The organism is Citrobacter sp. wls714 (assembly GCF_005281025.1).
Classification (GTDB): Bacteria; Pseudomonadota; Gammaproteobacteria; order Enterobacterales; family Enterobacteriaceae; genus Citrobacter; species Citrobacter werkmanii.
On record NZ_SZWZ01000063.1, the window covers coordinates 33,307 to 60,015 of the forward strand.

General features: G+C 51.4%; 24 protein-coding genes and 1 tRNA gene. 17 read left to right on the forward strand and 8 right to left on the reverse strand.

What is annotated here, in order from left to right; genetic code table 11:
- The first annotated feature begins 155 nt into the window (after positions 1–155).
- Positions 156–998, forward strand: coding sequence for a hypothetical protein (locus FDX11_RS12580; protein WP_137398009.1), 843 nt, complete (start codon positions 156–158; stop codon positions 996–998).
- A gap of 16 nt (positions 999–1,014) precedes the next feature.
- Positions 1,015–1,734, forward strand: a complete 720-nt coding sequence (locus tag FDX11_RS25265) for a hypothetical protein (protein ID WP_212734565.1) — start codon at positions 1,015–1,017, stop codon at positions 1,732–1,734.
- Positions 1,735–1,960: 226 nt separating this feature from the next.
- On the opposite strand, the gene FDX11_RS12590 is transcribed toward FDX11_RS25265, so the two are convergent.
- The 3 genes from FDX11_RS12590 to FDX11_RS12600 all read right to left on the reverse strand — a co-directional run bounded on the left by FDX11_RS12590 (position 1,961) and on the right by FDX11_RS12600 (position 4,373).
- Positions 1,961–3,130, reverse strand: a complete 1,170-nt coding sequence (locus FDX11_RS12590; protein ID WP_137398039.1) for an integrase arm-type DNA-binding domain-containing protein — start codon at positions 3,128–3,130, stop codon at positions 1,961–1,963.
- Between the two features lie 160 nt (positions 3,131–3,290).
- Positions 3,291–3,365, reverse strand: a tRNA-Arg gene (locus tag FDX11_RS12595).
- Between the two features lie 75 nt (positions 3,366–3,440).
- Positions 3,441–4,373 (reverse strand): formate/nitrite transporter family protein, encoded by a 933-nt coding sequence (locus FDX11_RS12600; RefSeq protein WP_170973603.1) that lies wholly within the window; start codon positions 4,371–4,373, stop codon positions 3,441–3,443.
- Between the two features lie 297 nt (positions 4,374–4,670).
- On the opposite strand from FDX11_RS12600, the gene mlaA reads away from it, so the two are divergent.
- Entirely contained in the window at positions 4,671–5,426 is a 756-nt protein-coding gene (gene mlaA / locus FDX11_RS12605) for a phospholipid-binding lipoprotein MlaA (RefSeq protein WP_038642393.1), read from the forward strand.
- A gap of 61 nt (positions 5,427–5,487) precedes the next feature.
- Here mlaA and fadL read toward each other — a convergent pair whose 3' ends face one another.
- Positions 5,488–6,768: a long-chain fatty acid transporter FadL gene (gene fadL, locus FDX11_RS12610; RefSeq protein WP_042307042.1), complete on the reverse strand. Its 1,281-nt coding sequence runs from the start codon at positions 6,766–6,768 to the stop codon at positions 5,488–5,490.
- A 371-nt stretch (positions 6,769–7,139) separates the two neighbouring features.
- Between fadL and FDX11_RS12615 the strand changes: the two genes are divergently transcribed.
- The 3 genes from FDX11_RS12615 to sixA all read left to right on the forward strand — a co-directional run bounded on the left by FDX11_RS12615 (position 7,140) and on the right by sixA (position 11,733).
- Positions 7,140–7,424, forward strand: coding sequence for a YfcZ/YiiS family protein (locus FDX11_RS12615; protein ID WP_038642389.1), 285 nt, complete (start codon positions 7,140–7,142; stop codon positions 7,422–7,424).
- A gap of 176 nt (positions 7,425–7,600) precedes the next feature.
- Positions 7,601–11,038 carry a fatty acid oxidation complex subunit alpha FadJ gene (gene fadJ / locus FDX11_RS25645; protein WP_137398010.1) on the forward strand — a complete coding sequence of 1,146 codons (3,438 nt, stop codon included), beginning with the start codon at positions 7,601–7,603 and terminating at the stop codon, positions 11,036–11,038.
- Between the two features lie 209 nt (positions 11,039–11,247).
- Positions 11,248–11,733 carry a phosphohistidine phosphatase SixA gene (gene sixA, locus FDX11_RS12625; protein WP_006683612.1) on the forward strand — a complete coding sequence of 162 codons (486 nt, stop codon included), beginning with the start codon at positions 11,248–11,250 and terminating at the stop codon, positions 11,731–11,733.
- A gap of 74 nt (positions 11,734–11,807) precedes the next feature.
- On the opposite strand, the gene smrB is transcribed toward sixA, so the two are convergent.
- The gene (gene smrB / locus FDX11_RS12630; protein ID WP_006683613.1) at positions 11,808–12,359 is read right to left on the reverse strand and encodes an endonuclease SmrB; all 552 of its coding nucleotides are present in this window, start codon (positions 12,357–12,359) and stop codon (positions 11,808–11,810) included.
- Between the two features lie 166 nt (positions 12,360–12,525).
- On the opposite strand from smrB, the gene prmB reads away from it, so the two are divergent.
- Genes prmB through FDX11_RS12660 form a run of 6 tightly spaced genes read left to right on the forward strand, consistent with a single transcriptional unit; the run spans position 12,526 to position 17,079 of the window.
- On the forward strand, positions 12,526–13,458 hold the full coding sequence (gene prmB, locus FDX11_RS12635) for a 50S ribosomal protein L3 N(5)-glutamine methyltransferase (protein WP_038642381.1): 933 nt from the start codon (positions 12,526–12,528) through the stop codon (positions 13,456–13,458).
- Between the two features lie 39 nt (positions 13,459–13,497).
- Positions 13,498–14,583 carry a chorismate synthase gene (gene aroC, locus FDX11_RS12640; protein ID WP_137398011.1) on the forward strand — a complete coding sequence of 362 codons (1,086 nt, stop codon included), beginning with the start codon at positions 13,498–13,500 and terminating at the stop codon, positions 14,581–14,583.
- Positions 14,584–14,586: 3 nt separating this feature from the next.
- Positions 14,587–15,411: a penicillin-insensitive murein endopeptidase gene (gene mepA, locus FDX11_RS12645; protein ID WP_137398012.1), complete on the forward strand. Its 825-nt coding sequence runs from the start codon at positions 14,587–14,589 to the stop codon at positions 15,409–15,411.
- Complete coding sequence (locus tag FDX11_RS12650; RefSeq protein WP_038642367.1) at positions 15,411–16,220, forward strand: sulfite exporter TauE/SafE family protein; 810 nt, start codon at positions 15,411–15,413, stop codon at positions 16,218–16,220. Before mepA ends, FDX11_RS12650 begins: the two co-directional genes overlap by 1 nt.
- Positions 16,220–16,768 (forward strand): elongation factor P hydroxylase, encoded by a 549-nt coding sequence (locus tag FDX11_RS12655; protein WP_038642365.1) that lies wholly within the window; start codon positions 16,220–16,222, stop codon positions 16,766–16,768. Before FDX11_RS12650 ends, FDX11_RS12655 begins: the two co-directional genes overlap by 1 nt.
- Before the next feature lie 32 nt (positions 16,769–16,800).
- Positions 16,801–17,079 carry a YfcL family protein gene (locus FDX11_RS12660; RefSeq protein WP_079223268.1) on the forward strand — a complete coding sequence of 93 codons (279 nt, stop codon included), beginning with the start codon at positions 16,801–16,803 and terminating at the stop codon, positions 17,077–17,079.
- An 80-nt stretch (positions 17,080–17,159) separates the two neighbouring features.
- Here FDX11_RS12660 and mnmC read toward each other — a convergent pair whose 3' ends face one another.
- Positions 17,160–19,148 (reverse strand): bifunctional tRNA (5-methylaminomethyl-2-thiouridine)(34)-methyltransferase MnmD/FAD-dependent 5-carboxymethylaminomethyl-2-thiouridine(34) oxidoreductase MnmC, encoded by a 1,989-nt coding sequence (gene mnmC, locus FDX11_RS12665; protein WP_170975609.1) that lies wholly within the window; start codon positions 19,146–19,148, stop codon positions 17,160–17,162.
- A 159-nt stretch (positions 19,149–19,307) separates the two neighbouring features.
- Here mnmC and fabB point away from each other — a divergent pair, with 159 nt between their 5' ends.
- Positions 19,308–20,528, forward strand: a complete 1,221-nt coding sequence (gene fabB, locus FDX11_RS12670; protein WP_042307055.1) for a beta-ketoacyl-ACP synthase I — start codon at positions 19,308–19,310, stop codon at positions 20,526–20,528.
- 42 nt (positions 20,529–20,570) lie between these two features.
- Here the strand turns inward: fabB and FDX11_RS12675 are convergent, their stop codons facing one another.
- Positions 20,571–21,089: a YbjP/YqhG family protein gene (locus tag FDX11_RS12675; protein WP_079223274.1), complete on the reverse strand. Its 519-nt coding sequence runs from the start codon at positions 21,087–21,089 to the stop codon at positions 20,571–20,573.
- Positions 21,090–21,382: 293 nt separating this feature from the next.
- On the opposite strand from FDX11_RS12675, the gene FDX11_RS12680 reads away from it, so the two are divergent.
- Positions 21,383–22,561, forward strand: a complete 1,179-nt coding sequence (locus FDX11_RS12680) for an MFS transporter (RefSeq protein WP_042307058.1) — start codon at positions 21,383–21,385, stop codon at positions 22,559–22,561.
- On the opposite strand, the gene flk is transcribed toward FDX11_RS12680, so the two are convergent.
- Entirely contained in the window at positions 22,558–23,565 is a 1,008-nt protein-coding gene (gene flk, locus FDX11_RS12685) for a flagella biosynthesis regulator Flk (RefSeq protein ID WP_137360965.1), read from the reverse strand. The genes FDX11_RS12680 and flk overlap by 4 nt on opposite strands.
- A gap of 108 nt (positions 23,566–23,673) precedes the next feature.
- Here flk and pdxB point away from each other — a divergent pair, with 108 nt between their 5' ends.
- From pdxB to truA, 3 genes are all read left to right on the forward strand, one after another.
- Positions 23,674–24,810, forward strand: a complete 1,137-nt coding sequence (pdxB, locus tag FDX11_RS12690) for a 4-phosphoerythronate dehydrogenase PdxB (protein WP_042307060.1) — start codon at positions 23,674–23,676, stop codon at positions 24,808–24,810.
- 67 nt (positions 24,811–24,877) lie between these two features.
- The gene (locus FDX11_RS12695; protein WP_137398014.1) at positions 24,878–25,891 is read left to right on the forward strand and encodes an aspartate-semialdehyde dehydrogenase; all 1,014 of its coding nucleotides are present in this window, start codon (positions 24,878–24,880) and stop codon (positions 25,889–25,891) included.
- The gene (gene truA / locus FDX11_RS12700; protein WP_042307062.1) at positions 25,891–26,703 is read left to right on the forward strand and encodes a tRNA pseudouridine(38-40) synthase TruA; all 813 of its coding nucleotides are present in this window, start codon (positions 25,891–25,893) and stop codon (positions 26,701–26,703) included. The genes FDX11_RS12695 and truA overlap by 1 nt, the downstream gene beginning before the upstream one ends.
- Positions 26,704–26,709 lie beyond the last annotated feature (6 nt).

Here is a 26,709-nt window from a genome sequence, read left to right on the forward strand (position 1 = left end):
ACCGCAGGCGGGTGCGGTGTAGTGCGATTTTGGTCAAAACATGAATTTATGCGTCAAATACATAGTGCTAAAGTTGAGTATGTAAATGAAATTTTGTAGATACTTTTGCGATGAGAATAATTATACTAATAGAGGCTATGGGGGAGAGGTAAGTTATGTCTGGGAAAATAGATATATTCTTGAGTCGTGTAAGTCACATTTCACAGTTCGTACTAGTTGCATTTGCAATTTTTGGTTATTTTTATACAGTTAGACCTATTTACCAAAAAGAGCTGCTGTCGGAAGATATTGCAAAAAAAGAAATTGAGCTTAATTCGCTTAGGAATAAGTTGCGCGAATCCGAAATTCATCTTTCAAATAATCTAGATAAACAATTGAAATTAGAATCCAATATTTCAAAACTAAATGATCAATATTTTAAGGCGGAATCCCAACTAACATCTATAACAGAAAAGTTGAACCAAGCTGAAAACAATCTCACTAAACATAAATTAATTACAAAAGACACGTTAGAGATGAATGCTCAAAATCTTGAGGATCTCTATTGGGAAAATCTATCCGCCCTTGTTGCAAGTAATTATGTATCGCATGCGGCATGGTTAGCTAACAATACAACATATGATAATAACCTAGTATATAAAGACTATAGAAAATTATACATAACACCGTATGATGCAATAAATAAAGCTCTTGATGAAAATGCTAATTTAATATCGAGCGCGAAGAATATTCCTGATTCACTTAGAAATGATATTAATAAAAAGGTACGCCAGAAACTCAATGAGAACAAATCAATTTTAAATGTATATCCGGATGGCTTCTATAATCGTGTGTCAAGTTCTGAGATGAAGCTACAGGATTATGAGCAGAGCAATGATATGGCTGATGTTATGAACTCACATGAAGGAGAGAGAAGTATTTCAAATTATATTTATGCTAAGAATAAAGAGTCGCAAACTATAGCGGTTGATTTTATAAACAAACTTAAAAAGCAATGAAAAGTGTAGGTGGGAGATGAACGTAAATACTAAATTTGATTTATGGCTGGTTAGGTTTAGCTATATCGCTCAAATAGCAATTTTATTTATTACAGTATTCACTTTATTTTATACGGTAATACCGTTGTATCAAAACGCTGCCCTACAGGAGTCTATTGCAAAAAAAGAGTTCGAGATGAAAACGTTAAAAGAAAAAATTAGCTTATTAAATTCTAATTTTATGCATGAAGCTGTTAGAACATTTTCATTTCAAGCTGTGAATATATGCTCACCCTCATTGCCTTTTTTACTTCAACCTATGATTATTCCATCTAAAGAACCAAGCGAGCGGAGAGAGAATAATTTAAAAAAAGTTTCTGAATATAGAAAAGCATTGGATAAAGATGTTTATAACTGCTTAGTAATGGCGGCGAATAACTCAACAGTTCTTTCAAAACTCAATAAAGCAGATTTTGATAAAGTGCTATTAGTTATTGATTCGATTAAGACTGAATTGAATGACTTGAAACGTTCTGCTCAAACAATTATAAATGACAACAATACACTTGAAAAAATTGGTTTGCGTGAAGGTAATAGTGAAGTAGACAATTTTATTGTCTCAATGGGAGTAACACAGGAACAGATCCAACAGGAAAAGGAGTCAAGTGCTCTTGTTGATGGTGCCACAGAAGTCTTCTACAAGTATGGAAAAGATGTTATGACCTTAATTAGTGATTCATTTGGAAAAATGAATTAATGCATAATTTTACTTTGTGCTATTTTTGTTTTTGAACTCGGCGCTAGGCTCAAATAATATACTTAGATAAATGGGCCTAGTTCTTTAATTTGTTTTTAGTACCTCTGAGAGTGATATCCTATACATTATATTATTTTTAGGGTTGGTTGTGATAAAATATTATCTTATTGTCTGGGAATAGACAGTGATGTTCATCCTACCGATTATATAAAGCCATTATATGATTCTAGTTGCATAAGATTTGTGAAGAATACCATTGAATCATATCCTTACGTTGCTTTAAATATTGAGCATGATTATAAGTACCTCGAATCGAATTCTTATCAACATGCGCAAGCTGCATTTCAATCCAGGCACTTTCAAAACCATGTTCATGTAGAATAGTGCTCATAGTATGTCTGAAGCCGTGACCAGTTAAGCGGCCATGATAGCCGAGTAGTTTTATCACTTTGTTGATGCTGGCTTCACTCATCGGCTTCCTGACATCATTTCGGCCAGGGAAAACGAGGCTGTAATTCCCTGTTATTTCTTGCAGCTTTTCCAGGATGCAAATCGCCTGCGTTGATAATGGAACCAGATGAGGACGACGTTTCTTCATCCGCTCTTTGGGGATCTCCCATAAGGCATTTTCTAAATCAAACTCCACCCATTCTGCGGCACGTAGTTCGATTGTACGCACTCCTGTTATCATCAGCAGCTGTGTGGCGTATTTGGTTACTAAACTGCCTTGATAGTTCTCCAGTGCACTTACAAAAGCAGGCAATTCACTTTCAGTCAGGAATGGGAAGTGTTGAGTTTTAGGCTTGTTGAGTGCAATAGCCAGGTCAGGAGCAAAGTTATATTTAGCCCGTCCGGTGGCGACGGCATAACGTAAGACTTCACCGCAACGGCGGCGGATCTTACTGGTTTGCTCCAAAGCACCTCTTTTCTCAATCTTTTGCAGAACGGTGAGCAACTCCAGCGGTTCAATCTGTTCGATTGGACGTTGGCCGATAAACGGGAAAATATCCTTTTCCATGCAGTTGAGAACTTCTTTCGCGTACCCTTCTGACCAGGTGGCTTTTTTTGAACCATGCCATTCCCTAGCTACGGATTCAAAGCTGTTCTCATGTGCAAACTGCAACGCAATTTTTTCAGCCTTTCTGGCCTCGCTGGGGTTGATCCCTTTGGCCAACATCGAACGAGCTTCATCACGTTTAGCACGCGCCTGTGCAAGCGATACATCACCGTATACGCCGAAGGAAATCATCTTGGGTTTGCCTGCAAAGCGGTAGCGATAACGCCAGCCTTTACTGCCTGCGGTGTCAATAAGCAGTGATAACCCCATGCCATCGTTCAATGTGTAGGGCTTATCCTTTGGTTTTGCTCGTTTTATTTGGATGTCAGATAGCAGCATGTGTATAGAAAAAAGATCGAACTCAGTTATACACAATCTTATACGCAAAGATGTATAGATTCCATTATAAATAATGACACTTCACTGGACGAGTAATATTAGTGATCGAGATTTAAATCAGTAGGTTATGGAGGTTATTAGACTTGCTGAGATGTAGTAATGGTGTCCCCTGCAGGAATCGAACCTGCAACTAGCCCTTAGGAGGGGCTCGTTATATCCATTTAACTAAGGGGACGAAGCGGCACGATTATAGCGTTTTTTACCCTCAACGGTAAGTCTCAAGCCGCCTGACTGCTCAAACAGTCACCATTCAAGCCTGTTTTTTCTGGTTTTTCTGCTTTTGCTCGTCGCGTTTGGCTTGCTGCCTGGCTTCTTCCTTGCGTTTGTTGCTCATATCATTGCGAATCTGCGCGTGGCTCATCAGCGCAAAGATAAACGTACCGCCGCAGATATTTCCGGCGAGTGTCGGTAACGCAAAGGGCCAGAAGAAATCACCCCAGTGCAGCGTACCATTAAAGACCAGATAGAGAATTTCCACTGAGCCGACGACGATATGTGTAGTATCGCCTAGCGCAATTAGCCAGGTCATCAGAATAATGACCACAATCTTCGCCGCTCCGGCCGCAGGAAACATCCAGACCATTGTGGCAATCAGCCAGCCAGAAATAATCGCGTTAGAAAACATCTCTGTTGGGCTGTTTTTCATCACGTCCATGCCGATTTTGACAAAGGCGTCGCGGGTCTGTTCATCAAAAATCGGCATATATTCAAAGGCCCATGCCGCAACGCCGGTACCGATAATATTGCCCAGTAAAACCACTCCCCACAGGCGCATTAACAGGCCAAAATTGCCGAGGGTGGGGTTTTGCATAACCGGTAGTACGGCAGTGACGGTATTTTCGGTAAAAAGCTGCTGGCGGGCCATGATGACGATGATAAACCCGAAGGTATAACCAAGATTCTCGAGTAAAAAACCTCCAGGCACGCCTTCTAATTGCACGTGAAAAATCCCTTTTGCCAGTAACGAGGCACCCATCGATAGCCCGGCAGCGATGGCCGACCACAGCAGCGCCATCGCATCACGTTCCATCTCTTTCTCCCCATCCTGGCGGATATGTTCATGGATCGCCATCGCCCGGGAAGGGAGTCTGTCCTCATCGACCTCTATCTTTTTACCTTCTAGCTTTTCATCACTTTCGACCTGGATTTCGTCGCTGTGCCGATCGATTTTTTCTTTCTCAATATCATTCATAGCCGAATCCTGAATAAGCACGTATTGCTAAAGCGTAGCGGTTTTTATCCGAAAATCAGCGGGACAAAGTCTGAGATAGCAAAAATGGTAACGTTTGTTTTTATCGGGTTAGCTAAAATAGAACCGCCACGTAGTGTGCATTACCAGGCTATGATCAAATCAGTAAGACCGGGTATATAGACATCGTTTGACGTGCTGTTACAATCGCTCACATCTTAACAGGCGGATACGTCATCGTTCCGTCATGGATGGCAATCAGCGATAGCCATATTACACAGGGAGACACTTATGAAGCTTCGCCTGTCGGCGCTTGCGCTGGGAACCACACTTTTGGTGGGGTGTGCGAGCTCTGGTACTGAACAGCAGGGGCGTTCGGATCCATTTGAAGGGTTCAACCGCACTATGTACAACTTTAACTTTAATGTTTTAGATCCCTATGTTGTTCGCCCGGTAGCAGTAGCCTGGCGTGATTATGTCCCGCAGCCGGCGCGTAATGGTTTAAGCAACTTTACGGGCAACCTTGAAGAGCCGGCCGTCATGGTCAACTATTTCCTGCAAGGCGATCCTTATCAGGGGATGGTACATTTTACCCGTTTCTTCCTGAACACCCTGTTGGGGATGGGCGGATTTATCGATGTGGCGGGTATGGCGAATCCGAAGCTACAGCGCGTTGAACCACACCGCTTTGGCAGTACGTTAGGCCACTATGACGTGGGTTACGGACCGTATATGCAGCTTCCGTTCTACGGTAGCTTCACGTTGCGCGATGATGGTGGCGATATGGTGGATACGCTGTATCCGGTATTGTCCTGGCTGACCTGGCCGTTGTCGATAGGTAAATGGACCGTTGAAGGGATTGAAACCCGCGCACAGCTGCTTGATTCCGACGGTCTGCTGCGTCAGTCTTCCGACCCTTACATCATGGTACGTGAAGCCTACTTCCAGCGTCATGACTTCATCGCGAACGGCGGGAAACTTAAACCAGAAGAAAACCCGAACGCGAAAGCCATTCAGGATGATTTAAAAGATATCGATTCCGAGTAAGGAATTGGTGCAAATAAAAAGGTGAGCTAAAAAAGCTCACCTTTTTTACGTCGGAAGAAAATCAGAATGCGTAGTTGAAGTTGGTACCGAACAGCCAGGCTTTACCTTCAGAGTCGAAAGTATACGGGCCTTCTTTGACGGTCACTTTCTGTCCGTGCATATAAGAAACACCAACATCAATAGATGCGTCATCATTGAATGCGTAAGTCGTACCCGCACTCAGCCACAGGCGGTCCTGGTCTGGAATGGAGATGGAACGCTTGCTCGCAGGAACTGGGCTGTCGTCATAGGCGATACCCGTACGGAAGGTCCAGCTTTTATCCATATAGTAGGTTGTGCCCAGCGCGATGCGGTAAGAATCCTTGAAGCCTTCTTCTTTATAGAACAGTGTCTGGCCGTTGGTGCCGGTGGCTTTCAGCTCCTGGAACTGGCTCCAACTGGTGTAAGCCATGCTGTAGTGAATAGCCCATTGCGGAGCGATGCGGTTATAGCCCGACAGTTCCCACATTTCCGGCAGGTTCAGCGTCAAAGAACCTGGGACGGTGGCATTGGTTGTTCCCCATGGGAACGCGGTGCCTGCGCCAGGTAACCCATTGACCTGGGTGCGAATACCGCTTTTGTAATCGCCATCGAAGTCGATTTTAACTTCAGAGCGGTACGTCAAGCCGTAACGGTTATTTTTATCCAGCTCGTACAAAATACCGGCGTTCCAGCCGTAGCCCCATTCGTCACCCTTCAGGCTGGCAATTTTGTTGCTGACTTTCGGTAATCCCGCAGTCATTTCACCGGAATAACGTTCAATTTTTGCATCGGCGTAGACGGCATTAAAACCAACACCAAAGCTCCAGCTGTCATTCAGGCGGTAGGCACCGCTCAGGTTAAGGTTGACTGTTTTAAGGTCAGTCTTCCCACCGTATTCACCGACGATATAGCTGTCATTAAACTCGGTCGCCAGACCATAGTTAGAGGTGACAGATGCCCCCCAACCAAACTGTTCGTTGATAGGCATCACGAAGTGAGCGTTGGGAACCCACGCCGTCGGGGCGATGTTATCTGCGTCGGTGCTACGTCCGGTGAATGGCGATTTACCGGAAATATTAACGTCTGGATCGATATACACTGCACCCGCAGAAAAAGTGGGGCGATCAAACATCATAATCAGTGCCGGGTTACGACTGGCGTTACCTGCATCATCTGCAATAGCGCCTTCACCCGAATATGCCCGGCCAAGGCCAGAGGAAGAAAATTCGTTTAACTGAAAGCCTGCAGACCAGGCCTGTGTGGAGATAATTGCCACTGCGACTGCGAGAGCAGACTTTGTAAACAGGGTTTTCTGGCTCATGACCATAACCTCATAGATTTATTTTTATACAAACAATGTTACATACCGTAACAGGAGCGCGAAGTGTAGGGTCTGAGGTACGACATAGAAATCAGACCAGTGCCGAGAGTATAGGTCTGACCAGCTGAAATGTTGCAAGTATGTTTATAAATATTTTCAATTCTGATCTCGGAAACGCGATCCAGCTGGCAAAATTGCGGGTATGCGCACTCACCTGTTTGGGTGATTTTTGTTTTAGATCATTTTTAAGTGTGATTTCGGTCACTTATCGCATTTCATACAATTAACGACTGGAGAGGCGAAAGAGGGGAGCGTAAAATATCCCCATCGTTTATCTGGCACCTCAGGTGCGAATACAGAGGAAATCTACAATGAGTAAATGCAGTGCTGATGAAACCCCGGTTTGCTGCTGTATGGATGTTGGCACCATCATGGACAACTCCGATTGCACCGCGTCATACAGCCGTGTGTTCGCGAATCGCGCAGAGGCAGAAGAAACGCTGGCCGCTCTGACTGAAAAGGCGCGTGGCGTGGAATCTGAGCCTTGCCAAATCACCTCTACTTTTACTGAGGAGTCAGATGGTGTGCGTCTGGACATTGACTTTGTTTTTGCTTGTGAAGCAGAAACGCTGATTTTCCAGCTGGGCCTGCGTTAATCCCTTCTATTTATGCCCTTGCTACCTGGTGGCAAGGGCATTTTCGTAACAGTCAGTGATTATTCACTGTGTCTTAGCTCCCACTTTCTTTTCTCTCCGCTTGGCTAAATGTAAAAAATTGGTTAAGACTGTGATCAGGTCAGACCACTTATTTTTATTTTTTACAGGGGAGTGTTATGAGTCAGGCTTTACCGCTGGTTACCCGCCAGGGCGATCGCATCGCCATTGTAAGCGGATTGCGTACGCCATTTGCCCGTCAGGCAACCGCATTTCATGGCATTCCCGCCGTAGATCTGGGGAAAATGGTTGTTGGCGAACTGCTGGCGCGTAGCGAAATACCCGCTGATGTGATCGAGCAACTGGTCTTTGGCCAGGTTGTACAAATGCCTGAAGCCCCCAATATTGCTCGTGAAATCGTGCTGGGAACCGGTATGAATGTGCACACGGATGCCTACAGCGTAAGCCGAGCCTGCGCCACCAGCTTCCAGGCAGTGGCGAATGTCGCGGAAAGCCTGATGGCGGGAACGATTCGCGCCGGAATTGCCGGCGGGGCGGACTCGTCGTCAGTCCTGCCGATTGGCGTCAGCAAAAAGCTGGCGCGTGTGCTGGTGGATGTCAATAAAGCCCGCACGACAGGGCAACGCCTGAAACTGTTTTCCCGGCTGCGTTTACGTGACCTGATGCCTGTGCCGCCAGCCGTCGCTGAATATTCCACCGGCTTGCGCATGGGGGATACGGCCGAGCAGATGGCGAAAACCTATGGCATTACTCGCGAGCAGCAGGATGCCCTGGCGCATCGTTCGCACCAACGTGCCGCTCAGGCATGGGCTGAAGGAAAGCTCGCCGATGAGGTGATGACCACCTACGCGCCACCGTTTAAAGATCCTCTTTCCGAAGATAACAACATTCGCGGCAACTCTACGCTGGCCGATTACGCCAAACTGCGTCCGGCATTTGACCGAAAGCACGGTACCGTGACTGCGGCGAACAGTACCCCGCTGACGGACGGCGCAGCCGCCGTGATATTGATGACAGAGTCGCGAGCGAAAGAGCTGGGGCTGGTGCCGCTGGGGTATTTACGCAGCTATGCTTTCACCGCAATTGATGTCTGGCAGAACATGCTGCTGGGGCCGGCGTGGTCAACGCCGCTTGCGCTGGAGCGAGCTGGACTGACGATGGCGGATTTAACCTTGATCGATATGCATGAAGCCTTTGCCGCACAAACGCTGGCGAATCTTCAGTTGCTGGGCAGCGAACGTTTTGCCCGCGAAGTGTTGGGGAGGGCACATGCCACTGGCGAGGTTGATGACAGTAAATTTAACGTGCTGGGCGGATCGATTGCCTATGGACACCCCTTCGCCGCTACTGGTGCGCGAATGATTACGCAAACCCTCAATGAATTACGCCGCCGTGGCGGCGGTTTCGGCAGGTGGTCTGGGTGCGGCAATGGTTCTGGAGGCGGAATAATGGAAATGACATCGGCTTTTACGCTTAATGTGCGTTTGGATAACGTCGCTATTGTCACCATTGATGTGCCCGGAGAGAAAATGAATACCCTGAAAGCGGAGTTTGCTTCTCAGGTTCGGGCCATCCTGAAACAAATTCGCGACAACAAAGCGCTGCGCGGTGTGGTGTTCATTTCAGCGAAACCCGATAACTTCATCGCCGGAGCTGATATCAACATGATTGGTAGCTGTCGCAGCGCGCAGGAAGCCGAAACGCTGGCCCGCCAGGGCCAGCAGATTATGGCAGAAATTCACGCGTTACCGATCCCGGTTATCGCCGCGATTCATGGCGCTTGTCTGGGCGGTGGCCTGGAGATGGCGTTGGCCTGCCATAACCGTATTTGTACGGATGATGCTAAAACCGTACTGGGTTTGCCGGAAGTCCAGCTTGGCCTGTTGCCCGGCTCCGGCGGTACGCAACGCTTACCACGCCTTATTGGCGTCAGTACTGCGCTGGATATGATCCTCACAGGGAAACAATTGCGCGCAAAACAGGCACTTAAAGTGGGTCTGGTGGATGAGGTCGTGCCGCAGTCTATTTTGCTGGAAGCTGCCGTTGAACTGGCTAAAAAAGACAGTTCTTCACACCGGGGCCTGCCCGTACGTGAGCGGGTGTTAGCGGGACCGCTGGGACGAGCACTGCTATTCCGTATGGCCAGTAAAAAGACGGCGCAAAAAACGCAGGGAAATTATCCCGCGACGGAACGTATTCTTGAGGTCATTGAAACCGGCCTTGCACAAGGAAGCAGTAGCGGTTATGACGCAGAAGCCCGCGCATTTGGGGAGCTGGCGATGACCCCCCAGTCTCAGGCGCTGCGGCACATCTTTTTTGCCAATACAGACGTGAAAAAGGATCCTGGTAGTGATGCAAAGGCGGGGCCGCTAAGCAGCGTCGGTATTCTGGGTGGCGGTCTGATGGGCGGTGGTATCGCCTATGTGACGGCCTGTAAAGGTGGCTTGCCAGTCCGTATCAAAGATATTAGTGCTAAGGGAATCAACCACGCGCTGAAGTACAGTTGGGATCAGCTTGAAACGAAGGTTCGTCGCCGTCATATCAAAGCCAGCGAGCGCGATAAACAGCTGGCGTTAATTTCGGGATCTACCGATTATCGCGGTTTTGCGCATCGCGATCTGGTTATTGAAGCCGTGTTCGAAGATCTGGCGTTAAAACAACAGATGGTGGCAGAAGTTGAACAAAATTGCGCACCTCACACTATTTTTGCTTCCAACACCTCATCTTTACCGATTAGTGATATTGCGGCTAAGACTGCCAGACCTGAACAAGTGATAGGTTTGCACTTTTTTAGCCCGGTTGAAAAAATGCCTCTGGTTGAGGTCATTCCGCATGCAACGACCTCTGAGCAAACTATTGCAACAACCGTCAAGTTGGCGAAAAAACAGGGTAAAACACCGATAGTCGTCAGAGATAAGGCCGGGTTTTACGTTAACCGCATTTTAGCGCCTTACATCAATGAAGCTATACGCCTGTTAACCGAAGGCGAGCGAGTTGAAGCCATTGACGCCGCGCTGGTTAAGTTTGGTTTTCCGGTTGGGCCAATCCAACTTTTGGATGAGGTCGGAATTGATACGGGCACTAAAATTATACCTGTGCTTGAGGCCGCGTATGGAGAACGTTTTAGCGCGCCTGCAAATGTTGTTGCTTCAATTTTGAATGACGATCGCAAAGGTAGAAAAAATGGTCGTGGTTTCTATCTTTATGGGGCGAAAGGGCGTAAAAGCAAAAAACAGGTCGACCCTGCAATTTATACGCTTATTGGCGCTCAGGGCCAGGCCCGACTCCCCGCCACGCAAATTGCTGAGCGGTGCGTCATGTTAATGCTCAATGAAGCAGCACGCTGCTTCGACGAGAAAGTCGTCCGCAGCGCGCGTGATGGCGACATCGGTGCTGTATTTGGTATTGGTTTTCCGCCATTCCTCGGCGGCCCGTTCCGGTATATGGATTCCCTCGGCGCGGGTGAAGTAGTTGCGGCTCTGCAACGGCTATCAACACAATATGGCTCGCGGTTTACACCGTGTGAGCAATTATTGCTGATGGCGGAACGTGGTGAAAAATTCTGGAATAGTAGGGAAACTGACCTGAATTCATGAGGTCAAAGGTAGGATGAATCCGCACTGAATGTATGGCCCATGCTCAAAATGTAAACAGAGATTGACTATACTTACGCCGTTGAGGTAAAAAACAGCGTTTCATTCGGTGAATGGATAAGGCACAATGCCGGCCACCATATCGTTACCACGGTCAATAGGGGCTGTGACTAACTGGTGTTGGTGATTCTGGTTAACAAAAGCGGTGCAATATGCAAGTTTTTATCATGCGTCACGGCGACGCGGCCCTCGATGCCGCCAGTGATTCGGTTCGTCCTTTAACCTCTTGTGGTTGTGACGAATCTCGCCTGATGGCGAACTGGCTGAAAGGTCAAAAAGTGGATATCGAACGCGTTCTGGTGAGCCCGTTCCTGCGAGCCGAACAAACGCTGGATGTGGTGGGGGAATGCATGAACCTGCCAACCGGCGTGGATGTTTTGCCGGAGCTGACTCCCTGCGGCGATGTCGGTCTGGTCAGCGCCTATTTACAGGCTCTGGCCAATGAAGGTATCGCCACGGCGCTGGTGATCTCTCACTTGCCTTTAGTGGGGTATCTGGTGTCTGAGCTTTGCCCAGGCGAAACTCCGCCGATGTTTACCACGTCAGCGATTGCCAGCGTAACGCTTGATGAAAGCGGAAAAGGGGTTTTCAACTGGCAGATGAGCCCGTGTAACCTCAAAATGGCGAAAGCGATATAAGTAGGCCGGATAAGGCACAACCACCATCCGGAAAATAAAAGAGCCGCAAACGCGGCTCTTTCTGTTTTTCTGCATCAGGGAAGTTCTGGCGGCAGCCACTCTTCCACTTCAATCAGCACCAGCAGCGCGGCGTCGCCCCCATACTCTTTCGGCGCCTGATGAAAGGCCATCACGTGCGGATGCTGTGCCAGCCAGAGAGGCGTTTGCTGTTTAAGAATATGCTTTCCGTGGCCATGCATAACGCAGGCGCAAAATACGTGCTCACGACGACAGGCGGCGATTAGCGCGCCTAATTCCTGTTTGGCCTGTTGCTGGGTCAGTCCGTGCAAATCGAGAAATAGCTCCGGGGAGTAGTCGCCACGACGCATTTTCTTCAGTTCGAAATGGCTGACGTCAGCACGCAGATATCTCACCGGGCCGTCCGTGTTCAGCAACGGCTGAAATTCGTCAGAAAAATAGTGGCTGGCATCAGCCTGTTCCTGCAACAGCCTTTTAACCGGGACCTCGGTGATTTTTTTACGTAGCGGTCGGTGAACAATAGTGTCTTGCTTAATTTTACGCGTGCCGGTCATCAGCTGGCGAAACAGCGTCTGATCCTCCTCGCTGAGCGATGTTTTCTTTTTCATTCGAGAGTCTCATCTTTTATTTTCCGTTAGTTTAACCCGACTCGACGGGCATCCGATCGCTTAAAACGCAATTTTCGCGTTCAGGCCCGGTGTGGATGCTGATTTATCGCCGTCTTCGTGGCAAACTAGCCGCCGAAATTAATACGAGCATGCCCTGGAGGAATACGTGGATAAAATTTTCGTCGATGAAGCAGTGAGTGAACTGCATACCATTCAGGACATGTTGCGTTGGGCGGTCAGCCGTTTTAGCGCGGCGAACATCTGGTATGGCCATGGCACGGATAACCCATGGGACGAGGCCGTACAGCTGGTGCTGCCGTCGCTCTATTTACCGCTGGATATACCTGAAGATATGCGCACTGCGCGTCTGACCTCCAGTGAGCGCCATCGTATTGTTGAACGCGTGATTCGCCGCGTCAACGAGCGTATCCCGGTTGCTTATCTGACCAATAAAGCCTGGTTCTGCGGGCATGAGTTTTATGTTGATGAACGCGTGCTGGTTCCACGCTCACCGATTGGCGAACTGATCAATAATCGTTTTGCGGGCCTCATCAATGAGCAGCCGCAGCATATCCTTGATATGTGTACCGGCAGCGGCTGCATCGCTATTGCCTGCGCGTATGCTTTCCCGGAAGCCGAAGTGGATGCGGTGGATATTTCCACTGACGCGCTGGCCGTGACCGAACACAATATTGAGGAACATGGTCTGATCCATCACGTGACGCCGATCCGCTCCGATCTGTTCCGCGATCTGCTGAAAGTGCAGTATGACCTGATTGTGACCAACCCGCCGTATGTCGATGCGGAAGATATGTCCGATCTGCCAAACGAATATCGTCATGAACCTGAGCTGGGTCTGGCGTCAGGTAGCGATGGGCTGAAACTGACTCGCCGCATTCTGGGGAACGCTCCAGATTACCTGGCAGATAACGGTATTCTGATTTGTGAAGTCGGAAACAGCATGGTACATCTGATAGAGCAATACCCGGATGTACCGTTCACCTGGCTGGAGTTTGACAACGGCGGTGACGGTGTATTCATGCTGACCAAAGAACAGTTAGTTGCTGCTCGCGAGCATTTCAGCATTTATAAAGACTAAATACACGCGCACAAACACAACACTCATAACGGAGCCGTGATGGCAGGAAACACAATTGGGCAACTCTTTCGCGTAACCACATTCGGCGAATCACACGGGCTGGCGCTCGGTTGTATTGTCGATGGTGTTCCGCCGGGCATTTCTCTGACAGAAGCTGACCTGCAGCACGATCTCGACAGACGTCGCCCGGGGACGTCGCGTTACACTACGCAGCGCCGTGAACCGGATCAGGTGAAAATCCTCTCTGGTGTGTTCGAAGGCGTGACCACCGGTACCAGCATTGGTCTGCTGATCGAAAATACCGATCAGCGTTCACAGGATTACAGCGCGATTAAGGATGTTTTTCGTCCTGGTCACGCCGACTATACCTATGAGCAAAAATACGGTCTGCGCGACTATCGTGGAGGTGGACGCTCATCCGCACGTGAAACAGCGATGCGCGTGGCGGCCGGGGCGATTGCCAAAAAATATCTGGCGGAAAAATTCGGCGTTGAAATTCGCGGCTGTCTGACGCAGATGGGCGATATCCCGCTGGAGATTAAAGACTGGTCTCAGGTGGAGCTTAACCCGTTCTTTTGCCCGGATCCGGATAAAATCGAGGCGCTCGATGAACTGATGCGCGGCCTGAAAAAAGAGGGCGACTCCATCGGAGCAAAGGTCACCGTGGTGGCAAGCGGCGTACCTGCCGGCCTCGGTGAACCGGTATTCGACCGCCTGGATGCCGACATCGCCCATGCGCTTATGAGCATTAACGCCGTTAAGGGCGTAGAGATTGGTGACGGATTTGACGTTGTTGCGCTGCGCGGCAGCCAGAACCGAGATGAAATCACCAAAGAAGGTTTCCAGAGTAACCATGCGGGCGGCATTCTGGGGGGGATCAGCAGCGGGCAGCAAATTGTTGCACATATGGCGCTGAAACCAACCTCCAGTATTACCGTTCCCGGACGCACGATTAACCGCTTTGGTGAAGAAGTCGACATGATCACTAAAGGTCGTCACGATCCATGCGTTGGGATCCGCGCTGTGCCGATCGCCGAAGCGATGCTGGCGATTGTATTGATGGATCACCTGCTGCGTCAGCGGGCGCAGAATGCGGACGTGAAGACCGATATTCCACGCTGGTAAAAGATGAAAAAAACGGCACTTGTGGCGCTGACTCTCTTTGCCAGCGCCGCCTGTCTGGCGGCAACGCCCTGGCAGAAAATTACCCATCCGGTTGCAGGTAGCGCGCAGTCTATCGGCGCGTTTTCCAATGGCTGTATTGTTGGCGCCGATACGCTGCCTGTACAGTCAGAACACTATCAGGTGATGCGCACCGATCAGCGTCGTTACTTTGGTCATCCGGACCTGGTGATGTTTATCCAGCGTCTGAGTAATCAGGCGAATAATCTGGGGCTGGGCACGGTGTTAATCGGCGATATGGGGATGCCGGCCGGTGGGCGTTTCAATGGCGGTCATGCCAGCCACCAGACGGGCCTGGATGTGGATATTTTCCTGCAGTTGCCGAAAACGCGCTGGACCCAGTCACAATTGCTGCGTCCTCAGGCGTTAGATTTGGTCTCACGGGATGGCAAACATGTCGTGCCGTCGCTGTGGAAGCCGGAGATTTTCAGCCTGATTAGGCTGGCGGCAAAAGATAATGAAGTCACGCGTATTTTTGTGAATCCGGCGATTAAGCAGCAGCTGTGTCTGGATGCAGGGACCGACAGGGACTGGTTGCGTAAAGTGCGACCGTGGTTCCAGCATCGTGCGCATATGCACGTACGATTACGTTGTCCTGCTGACAGCCTGGAGTGCGAAGATCAACCTTTGCCCCCACCGGGTGACGGCTGTGGCGCAGAGCTGCAAAGCTGGTTCGAACCTCCTAAACCTGGAACCACCAAGCCTGAGAAGAAGACACCGCCGCCGTTGCCGCCTTCCTGCCAGGCGCTACTGGATGAGCATGTACTCTAATGGATCATTTTGTCTCTCTGTTTATGGTGTCGCCACTGCTGTTGGGTGTGCTTTTTTTTGTGGCAATGCTGGCAGGTTTTATTGACTCTCTGGCCGGGGGCGGCGGTTTACTCACCATCCCGGCATTGATGGCGGCCGGAATGCCGCCCGCGCAAGCACTGGCCACCAATAAGCTGCAGGCCTGCGGGGGATCTATCTCTTCCTCGATCTATTTTATTCGCCGGGGCGTGGTTAATCTGGCGGATCAGAAGCTCAACATCTTCATGACCTTTGTCGGTTCAATGAGCGGCGCATTGTTGGTCCAGCATGTGCAGTCCGACATATTACGCCAGATCCTGCCGGTGCTGGTTATCTGTATTGGCCTCTACTTTCTGTTGATGCCCAGAGTGGGCGAAGAAGACCGGCAGCGTCGACTGCACGGTTTGCCTTTCGCGCTGGTGGCCGGAGGCTGCGTTGGTTTTTACGATGGCTTTTTTGGTCCGGCAGCGGGATCGTTCTACGCGCTGGCTTTTGTCATGCTGTGCGGATATAACCTGGCGAAATCGACGGCCCACGCCAAAGTATTAAATGCCACCTCGAATATCGGTGGGTTGTTGCTGTTTGCCCTCGGCGGCAAAGTGATTTGGGCGACCGGGTTTGTGATGCTCATTGGCCAGTTTATTGGCGCACGGATGGGATCGCGACTGGTGCTCAGCAAAGGACAAAAACTCATTCGGCCTATGATCGTTATTGTCTCCGCCGTAATGAGCGCCAAGCTACTTTACGATAATCATGGACAGGAGATTCTCCACTGGCTGGGGATGAACTAATGAATAACACCCATCACTACGAACAGTTAATTGAGATTTTTAACGGCTGCTTTGCCGATGAATTTAATACCCGTCTGATTAAAGGCGATGACGAACCGATCTATCTTCCTGCTGATGCGGAAGTACCGTATCACCGTATCGTTTTTGCGCATGGTTATTACGCCAGCGCCTTACATGAAATTTCGCACTGGTGTATTGCGGGTAAAGCGCGTCGTGAGCTGGTTGACTTTGGTTACTGGTACTGCCCGGATGGACGCGACGCGAACACGCAATGCCAGTTTGAAGATGTGGAAGTGAAGCCGCAGGCGTTTGACTGGCTGTTCTGCATGGCGGCGGGCTATCCGTTTAACGTCAGTTGCGACAATCTGAACGGAGACTTTGAACCGGATCGCGTGGTATTCCAGCGTCGTGTGCATGCCCAGGTGATGGAGTATCTGGAAAAGGGGATCCCGGAGCGTCCAGCGCGCTTTATTAACGCGTTACAGAATTATTATCACACGCCTGAACTTAAGGCGGAACAATTCCCGTGGCCCGAAGCGCTCAACTGAAGCCGCCGCCACGTTTACAATGAGGAAAGAAGATGATCGCGGAGTTTGAATCACGCATTCTGGCATTAATCGACGATATGGTAGAGCACGCCAGCGATGATGAGTTGTTTGCCAGTGGCTATTTGCGTGGGCACCTGACGCTGGCCGTAGCAGAGCTGGATGCTGGCGAGGACCATTCCGCTGAGGCATTGTACGCCAATGTGACCAGCAGCCTGGAAAAAGCGATTAGCGCAGGCGAACTTTCGCCGCGTGACCAGGCGTTAGTGAAAGAGATGTGGGACATGCTGTTCCAGAAGGCGACAAAACACTAATTGCCCGTAGGCCGGATTAAGGTACAGGCACCGCCATCCGGCATTCTCACCTTACCGGGTGGCGTTAACGCTTACCCGGCCTACAATTTCACCGCTTTACCCTTCAATAACTTCCTGACCCACAACCGATTCGGGTTCAGTGCCGCCAGCGTATTGGCATCCATAGGAATAGGTTCATCGCTCATTTGCGAGGCCAGAATTTCTGCACACAGTGGGGCTGAACACAACCCGCGTGACCCCAATGCCCCCAGCATAAATAAATCAGCATAAACTGGGGCGTTCACCGCATGCGCTTTGTCTTCGGCAAGCGTGGCGTACTGGCTGAGCGTGGCGTCATAGTCCGCGACATTACCCACCATCGGGATGTGATCGCGCGTAGCGCAGCGGACCCCGCAGCGGGCAGCATGCGCACTGACGTCCACCTCTTTTGCCCATGCGGCGTGCGGGAAGCAGTCGATTAAGCGCTGACGATTTTGCTGCTGGTCCTCCTCGCGATACTCAGTCTCTTCACTCCCACGATGATAGCTGGCACCAATGCAGTGTTGCTGGTTTTGCGGGTTATGCGGCGTGAGGTAACCGTCGTAGCACAACACCTGGCGTAGCGCTGACAGCGCGGGCGTGGTGGGGATATGACTCACCTGGCCGCCAACGGAATAGACCGGTAACGTCTGCGTCTGCTCAAAGCTGTTAATGCGATGGCCGTTAGCCAGAACCACCGCTGCGTGAGTGGCGGTTTCTCCACAGGCAAACTGCAATTTCCAGCCTGCTGTCTGGCGTGAAAGTGAGGCCAGAGTATGTTGGTAGCGGGTGCGTAATCCCAGGGTTGTGGCATAGTCCAGTACGGCAGCGGTTAACTGCGCCGGGCACAGCCATCCACCGGCAGGATACTGAATCCCGCCGCACCCGGTTTCGACGCCGGTGGTCTGTAAAACTTGCTCTGCGTCAACGCCGACGGCAAGCGCATCGGGCAGTTCAAGAGACAGCATTTGAGTGATTTTCTGCTGACTTTTTTCATCCCATGCCAGTTGCGTCACGCCGCACCAGTCATGCGCGAACTCTACCGGAAGGGCATCATACAGGCGGCGGGCGAAGGTAAACGCGGTGGGGAAAAAGAGATTAATGGCCGCGTCATGCTTGCTGAGTAACGGATAGAGTGCGCCCTGGCGATTACCGGATGCGCCCCCGGCAGGTTTATCGTCCGCGCAATAGAGCGTGACCTGCCAGCCGCGGCGCAGTAGCGCCAGCGACAGCAATGCGCTGGCGATGCCTCCGCCAATAATAGCGGCTTCGCGCTTATCTGTGCCCGTGCGCGTGAACCACGGAGCCGATGAAGGGAGTGCCAGAGTCTGTTCCATAACGCCACAAAGCATTTCGCGTTTGCGGCCAAAGCCTTTGCGCTTTTGCATCGTAAATCCGGCTGCCTGCAACCCCCGTCGCACAAAGCCTGCCGATGTGAAGGTAGCCAGCGTGCCGCCGGGGCGAGCCAGTCGGGCCATCGCGTTAAACAGCGTTGGCGTCCACATGTCCGGATTCTTCGCCGGGGCGAAACCGTCCAGGAACCAGGCGTCCACTTTTTGATTCAGGGAATCATCGAGTTTGCTGGTCAGTTCGTTAATATCGCCAAACCACAAATCCAGCGTGACGCGCCCATCATCAAGAAGCAGACGATGGCATCCCGCCAGCGGCAGGAACGCCGTGGCCCACGGGGCAAGCTCCGACCAGTGCTGATGGGCTAAGGTTAGATCTTCACGCGTCAGCGGATATTTTTCAAAACTGATGAAATGTAATCTTTTCAGGGTAGCGTCAGGGTGCGTATTACGAAAATCAGTAAATGCCTGCCAGAGAGTCAGGAAATTAAGCCCGGTGCCAAACCCACTTTCCGCCACCACGAAAAGGGGACGTGAATGCACAGGGAATCGCTGTGCGAGATGATTCCCGCCGAGGAAGACGTAACGTGTCTCTTCCAGCCCGTTATCATTGGAAAAATAGACATCATCAAAATCTCGGGAAACAGGTGTACCCTCAGCGTTGAATTCAAGGTTGGCAGGTTGTATAGCGTATTGTTTCACGTAAGTTACTCGTCTGGCAGGCTGTGCCCCGATCTTAGCGATGAGTGCCTGGCTGCGCAAATTTCCACATTAAATGGCTGATCGGACTTGTTCGGCGTACAAGTGTACGCTATTGTGCCACTCGAAACTTTAAAATAGTGCGACTTACAGAGGTATTGAATGAAACGTGCAGTGATTACTGGCTTGGGCATCGTTTCCAGCATCGGTAATAACCAGCAGGAAGTCCTGGCATCTCTGCGTGAAGGACGTTCAGGGATCACTTTCTCTCAGGAGCTGAAGGACTCCGGCATGCGTAGCCACGTATGGGGCAACGTAAAACTGGATACCACTGGCCTCATTGACCGCAAAGTAGTGCGCTTCATGAGCGACGCATCCATCTATGCATTCCTTTCCATGGAGCAGGCTGTGGCGGATGCCGGTCTTGCTGCAGAAGATTACCAGAATAACCCGCGCGTTGGCCTGATTGCAGGTTCCGGCGGCGGTTCCCCGCGTTTTCAGGTGTTCGGCGCTGACGCAATGCGTAGCCCGCGTGGTCTGAAAGCGGTTGGCCCGTATGTGGTCACCAAAGCGATGGCGTCCGGCGTTTCTGCCTGCCTCGCAACGCCATTCAAAATTCACGGCGTAAACTACTCCATCAGCTCTGCCTGTGCGACATCTGCGCACTGCATCGGCAACGCAGTAGAACAAATTCAACTGGGTAAACAAGACATCGTGTTTGCTGGCGGCGGCGAAGAGCTGTGCTGGGAAATGGCGTGTGAATTCGACGCCATGGGCGCGCTGTCTACCAAATATAACGACGATCCGTCTAAAGCTTCCCGTACCTATGATGCAAACCGCGACGGTTTTGTTATCGCAGGCGGCGGCGGTATGGTCGTGGTCGAAGAGCTGGAACACGCTCTGGCTCGTGGCGCGCATATCTACGCGGAAATCGTCGGTTACGGCGCTACCTCTGATGGCGCAGACATGGTTGCCCCGTCTGGCGAAGGCGCAGTACGTTGCATGCAGATGGCGATGCACGGTGTAGACACCCCGATCGACTACCTGAACTCTCACGGTACTTCTACTCCGGTAGGCGACGTGAAAGAGCTGGGCGCAATCCGTGAAGTGTTTGGCGACAACAGCCCGGCAATTTCTGCAACCAAAGCGATGACTGGTCACTCACTGGGCGCGGCTGGCGTGCAGGAAGCTATCTACTCTCTGCTGATGCTGGAACACGGCTTTATCGCGCCGAGCATCAACATTGAAGAGCTGGACGAGCAGGCGGAAGGTCTGAACATCGTGACCAAACCGACTGAGCAGGCGCTGACCACCGTGATGTCCAACAGCTTCGGCTTTGGCGGCACTAACGCGACGCTGGTCATGCGTAAGCTGAAAGCGTAAGTCTGCAAGATGATGTAGAAGGGAGCCCGATGGCTCCCTTTTTTATTTATTCATTTTTTCGTACTCCGGCGCGATTTCCGCCGACCAGGCTTTGGCTCGTGTGATATCACCAGTGCTGTAGATTGGCTGTTCAAATTGATTATCCAGATCCCGCACGCGATAAATTTTCCAGCGACCTTCTTCCCAACGCGTATACACTTCCAGTTGCATGGGTGCTTCGCCTGCCGGCCCACCTAATTGTACTTCCACCTTTTCACCACCGAGAAAGGGCTGAGTCGCTCCAACCCGTAACAGCGGGATCCATTTGGGGTCGTAATCCTGCACGTACATAAAGTAGTCAGAATTTATTATTTCCTGCTCGTAAAGGCTGTCAATCAGCGCCAGACGGTCGATAACGTCTTTCGCCACATAACGTTGCATGAGCGCAGACGTATCTCGATCTTGTGTGTAGGCGGACATCCACGCGAGATAGAATTGTTTTACAGCCTGTGTGCTGTCTTGATGAGGCGCATAGCAGCCGCAAAGCATCAGGATGAGAGCAATAAGCGAAAATGCTTTCATTACCGTGTCCCTAAAAATATATTCCGGCAAAAAAGATCGTTGAGTGTCCCCCTGATTGAAAACTATTTCCTCATTGTTAGTGCTTTTCTTCAATAATATAACCCTCTGTTTTGTGGATGCCTTCGGTGATTTCGAGGTTGACAAGTTTAGCCCCTCACAGGCAGACTCCAGCTTCAACATTATCCTCTTGATAATGCGTAAGCGTTTAACGTTATCCAACGCACCTTAATCCTGAAAGTCAGGTAGAGGGGGCGTGGGCATTCCTCGCCTTACTCTGCATTTTGGAGTAACGCATGACAGCAGTAACCCAACAAGAAAAAACACCGTCGGCGAACTTTTCGCTGTTTCGTATCGCTTTTGCGGTTTTTCTGACCTACATGACGGTCGGTCTGCCTTTGCCCGTCATTCCTCTGTTTGTGCACCACGAGCTGGGCTATGGCAACACCATGGTTGGTATCGCCGTAGGCGTACAGTTTTTGGCAACGGTCTTAACCCGCGGCTACGCCGGGCGCTTAGCCGATCAATATGGCGCTAAACGTTCGGCGTTACAGGGGATGTTTGCCTGTGCGCTGGCGGGGGCGGCGTGGCTTTTAGCCGCGCTATTGCCTGTCTCTGTCCCGGTGAAATTTGCGTTGTTAATCGTCGGGCGTTTGATCCTCGGCTTTGGCGAAAGCCAACTGCTCACCGGAACCCTGACCTGGGGACTGGGGCTGGTTGGCCCAACGCGATCCGGTAAAGTAATGTCGTGGAACGGGATGGCGATTTACGGTGCGCTGGCTGCCGGTGCGCCGTTGGGCTTGCTGATCCATAGCCACTTTGGCTTCGCGGTGCTGGCGGGAACCACTATGGTATTACCGCTGCTGGCCTGGGCATTCAACGGCACCGTTCGTAAAGTGCCTGCGCATGCCGGGGAACGACCTTCACTGTGGAGCGTGGTCGGGCTTATCTGGAAACCGGGCCTGGGTCTGGCATTGCAGGGCGTGGGTTTTGCCGTCATCGGTACGTTTATTTCGCTCTATTTTGTCAGCAATGGCTGGACGATGGCGGGATTCACCCTGACCGCGTTTGGCGGGGCATTTGTGCTGATGCGCATTCTGTTTGGCTGGATGCCGGACCGGTTCGGCGGCGTGAAGGTCGCCGTTGTCTCATTGCTGGTTGAAACTGCGGGCCTGATCCTGCTGTGGCAGGCTCCCTCTGCCTGGGTTGCTCTGCTCGGGGCGGCATTAACCGGGGCCGGGTGTTCGCTTATCTTCCCGGCATTGGGCGTTGAGGTTGTGAAGCGAGTGCCAGCACAGGTTCGTGGTACGGCGTTAGGCGGTTACGCCGCATTTCAGGATATCTCCTACGGCGTAAGCGGCCCTGTCGCCGGGGTGCTGGCCACCGCGTACGGTTATCCCTCGGTATTCCTTGCCGGGGCGATATCCGCCGTGGTGGGGATTGTTGTGACGTTGCTGACTCTGCGAAAAGGCTAAGCGACCAGCCAGAAAATGGCTAACGCAATCATCAAGGCAATAAATATTAGTCCCGGTCGTGCCGACAGTGATTTAACCGTTTCAATCATCGGCGCGAACGGGCTGTAAATGGGTTGGGGATGGCGCGGCTCGTTTAATTCCTGCTCCCGGTCACGTTCCACGCGGCGCAGGAAGATTTGATTCAGCAAGTCCAGCACCTGAACTGTGGTCAGAATCGATTGTGGTTGGATCTGATATGTCTGCTGCGCGTACTCTTTGATTGCCGTCAGCTCATTGGGCTCTAACGGCAGCTTCAGCGCTGCCTGCAGCGTTTGTAGCGTCGGAGCACTTTGCAGACTGAGCGTCTGGCGCGCCTGCAGCCAGGTGACCAGATGCGTAAATTGTTTGGCGGGGATTAGCTCTCCGCTTTTTACCCCAGATAGCTCCAGCATAGATTGCCAGATCATCTTACCGGATTCTCCCGTGGCCGCCGCCAGTTTGGTAACTAATTGATTCAGCGTATTGTGCTCTGCGGGTAATAACGGGCGATCGGTAGCCGGACGCTGCTGCGGCTGCGGTATTGAAAGCTGACCTTGTTGCAACAGTGTCAGCACGTTCTTCAATTGTTCCGGCGTGAGTTGGCTAAGCGCCGTCTGCCCATACTGCTGGCGAATAAAATCACTCACCGCCTGACGGTTATTTCCCTGACTTAACAGTTCAGTAAGCTGCGACAGTACCTGACGATTAGCATGGTTCTGCTGTGCGACTTCCAGCCGCTGGTTCAGGTTTTGCTCTGCGGCAGGAAAGTGACGTGACTGCAACGGTGTGTCACTTTTAACGCCCAGATCGTGTTTCATTCCAGCCCACACCTCAGCGCTTTGCTGTTGGGTGAGCGAAATCAAACGGGTAATCAGCCGTTCCAGCACGGTACGTTGTAACGTGGATAACGGTTGCTCACCTGCAACGGAGGGGACATTTTGGCCTTCGCCGGGAGGGCGAGCGGGCGTACCTGAAATGGGCTGCATCGTCTCTGTTCCTTAAATCTGTGCTGACCAGGTCTCGCAGTATGCCTGGCGGCGAGATTATGGCACACTTGCCCGGTTAACTCTCGTTCTCAAACAGGTGCGAAAGACGTGAAAATCCTCGTTGATGAAAATATGCCCTATGCCCGCGAACTGTTCAGTCGTTTGGGGGAGGTCAAAGCGGTTCCTGGCCGTCCGATTCCCGTTGCTGAACTGGATGATGCGGATGCTTTAATGGTGCGCTCGGTGACGAAAGTCAATGAATCACTGCTCAGCGGAAAACCGGTTAAATTTGTCGGTACGGCAACCGCAGGCACGGACCATGTAGATGAGGCCTGGCTTGCGCAGTCGGGAATCGGTTTTTCCGCAGCGCCCGGATGTAATGCGATTGCGGTCGTAGAATATGTTTTTTCAGCGTTGTTGATGCTGGCGGAGCGCGACGGTTTTGCGTTACGCGATCGTACCGTGGGTATCGTCGGTGTTGGCAACGTGGGTGGACGTTTGCAGGCGCGACTGGAAGCGCTGGGGATCCGTACTTTGCTGTGCGATCCGCCAAGAGCCGATCGCGGTGACGAGGGCGATTTCCGCTCGCTGGACGAACTGGTACAGCAGGCCGATGTGCTGACGTTCCATACGCCGCTATTTAAAGACGGCCCGTATAAGACACTGCACCTGGCGGATGACGCGCTGATGAGTCGACTGAAGCCCGGCACTATTCTGATCAACGCCTGCCGTGGGCCGGTTATCGACAATACGGCATTACTGAACCGGCTTAACGCCGGGCAGGCGCTGAGCGTGGTGCTGGATGTCTGGGAAGGCGAGCCGGATCTCAATGTGGCGTTGCTGGAGAAAGCCGATATTGGCACCGCGCACATTGCCGGATATACCCTGGAAGGAAAGGCTCGTGGGACCACGCAGGTCTTTGAGGCCTATAGCAAGTTTATTGGTCGCGAGCAGCACGTGGCGCTGAACACCCTGTTACCTGCGCCGGAATTCGGTCGTATCACGTTGCATGGCCCGTTAGATCAGCCAACGCTGAAAAGGTTGGCGCATTTAGTGTATGATGTGCGCCGCGATGATGCGCCGCTGCGTAAAGTCGCTGGAATTCCGGGTGAATTTGATAAACTGCGTAAAAATTATCTTGAGCGCCGTGAATGGTCGTCTTTATACGTGATGTGTGACGACGAGACGGCAGCCGCCTTGCTGTGTAAGCTGGGTTTTAACGCTGTTCATCACCCGGCACATTAATGTCTTCTTAATGCTCCCTGTCGAATAATGCGACAGGGACGCTTATGTATTTCTGGAGTAAATCACCATGTCTGAAGGCTGGAACATTGCCATTCTGGGCGCAACGGGCGCCGTAGGCGAAGCCCTGCTCGATACGCTGGCTGAACGCCAGTTCCCGGTCGGTGAAATTTTTGCGCTGGCGCGTAACGAAAGTGCCAGTGAGCACCTGCGTTTTAACGGTAAATCGGTCATTGTTCAGGATGTTGCAGACTTTGACTGGACGCAAGCACAACTGGCATTTTTTGTTGCGGGCGCTGAGGCCACCGCTGCATGGGTGGAAGAAGCAACCAATGCCGGTTGCCTGGTTATCGACAGCAGTGGTTTGTTCGCACTTGAGCCTGACGTTCCGCTGGTGGTTCCGGACGTTAACCCGTTCGTGTTGGCAGATTACCGCAACCGCAATGTGATTGCGGTCCCTAATAGCCTGACCAGTCAACTGTTGTCTGCGCTGAAACCGCTGATTGATGATGGTGGTCTTTCACGTATTACGGTGACCAATATTCTGTCGGCCTCTGCGCACGGTAAAAAAGCGGTGGATGCGTTGGCAGGGCAAAGTGCGAAACTGCTCAATGGTATCCCGATTGACGAAGACGATTTCTTTGGTCGCCAGCTGGCATTCAATATGCTGCCGCTGCTGCCAGATCGCGAAGGTAGCGTGCGTGAAGAACGTCGTATCGTTGATGAAGTGCGCAAAATTATGCAGGATGACGGTCTGCTTATCTCCGCTAGCATCGTACAGTCACCGGTATTCTACGGTCACGCGCAGATGGTGAATTTTGAAGCTCTGCGTCCATTAGCTGCGGAAGAAGCGCGCGATGCGTTTTCTCGCGCTGAAGACGTGGCGTTGTCGGAAGAGACCGATTTCCCGACTCAGGTTGGCGATGCGTCAGGTACGCCACATCTTTCCATCGGCTGTGTACATAACGATTACGGTATGCCGGAGCAGGTTCAGTTCTGGTCCGTGGCAGACAACGTGCGTTTTGGCGGCGCGTTGATGGCGGTGAAAATTGCGGAGAAACTGGTGCAGGAGTATCTGTACTAATGTCGGACCTGCAACAGCCGCTAACCCATAAAATTGCGCTGGGCATTGAGTATGACGGCAGCAAATATTATGGCTGGCAGCGCCAGAACGAAGTGCGTAGCGTTCAGGAAAAGCTGGAAAAAGCGCTTTCTCAGGTCGCGAATGAGCGTATCAATGTCTTTTGTGCGGGGCGCACGGATGCGGGCGTTCATGGCACAGGGCAGGTCGTGCATTTTGAAACGCACGCTGTGCGTAAAGACGCCGCCTGGACGTTGGGCGTAAATGCGAATTTACCTGGTGACATCGCCGTGCGCTGGGTGAAAGCTGTACCTGATGATTTTCATGCCCGATTTAGCGCCACGGCTCGCCGTTATCGCTACATCATCTACAATCATCGGTTGCGCCCTGCGGTTTTGGGCAAAGGGGTAACCCATTACTATGAGCCGCTGGATGCTGAACGTATGCATCGTGCAGCCCAGTGTCTGATCGGCGAAAATGATTTTACCTCGTTTCGTGCGGTGCAGTGCCAGTCACGCACACCGTGGCGTAACGTGATGCACATTAACGTTGAACGTTTTGGTGCATATGTGGTGGTGGATATTAAAGCGAATGCCTTTGTACATCATATGGTCAGGAATATTGTCGGCAGCCTGATGGAAGTAGGCGCCAACAACCAGCCGGAGAGCTGGATAGCAGAACTGTTAGCAGCGAAGGACAGAACGCTGGCAGCGGCAACGGCGAAAGCGGAAGGACTGTATTTGGTCGCGGTAGATTACCCTGACCGGTTCGACCTGCCAAAACCGCCAATGGGCCCGCTATTTCTGGCGGACTAATTTGAG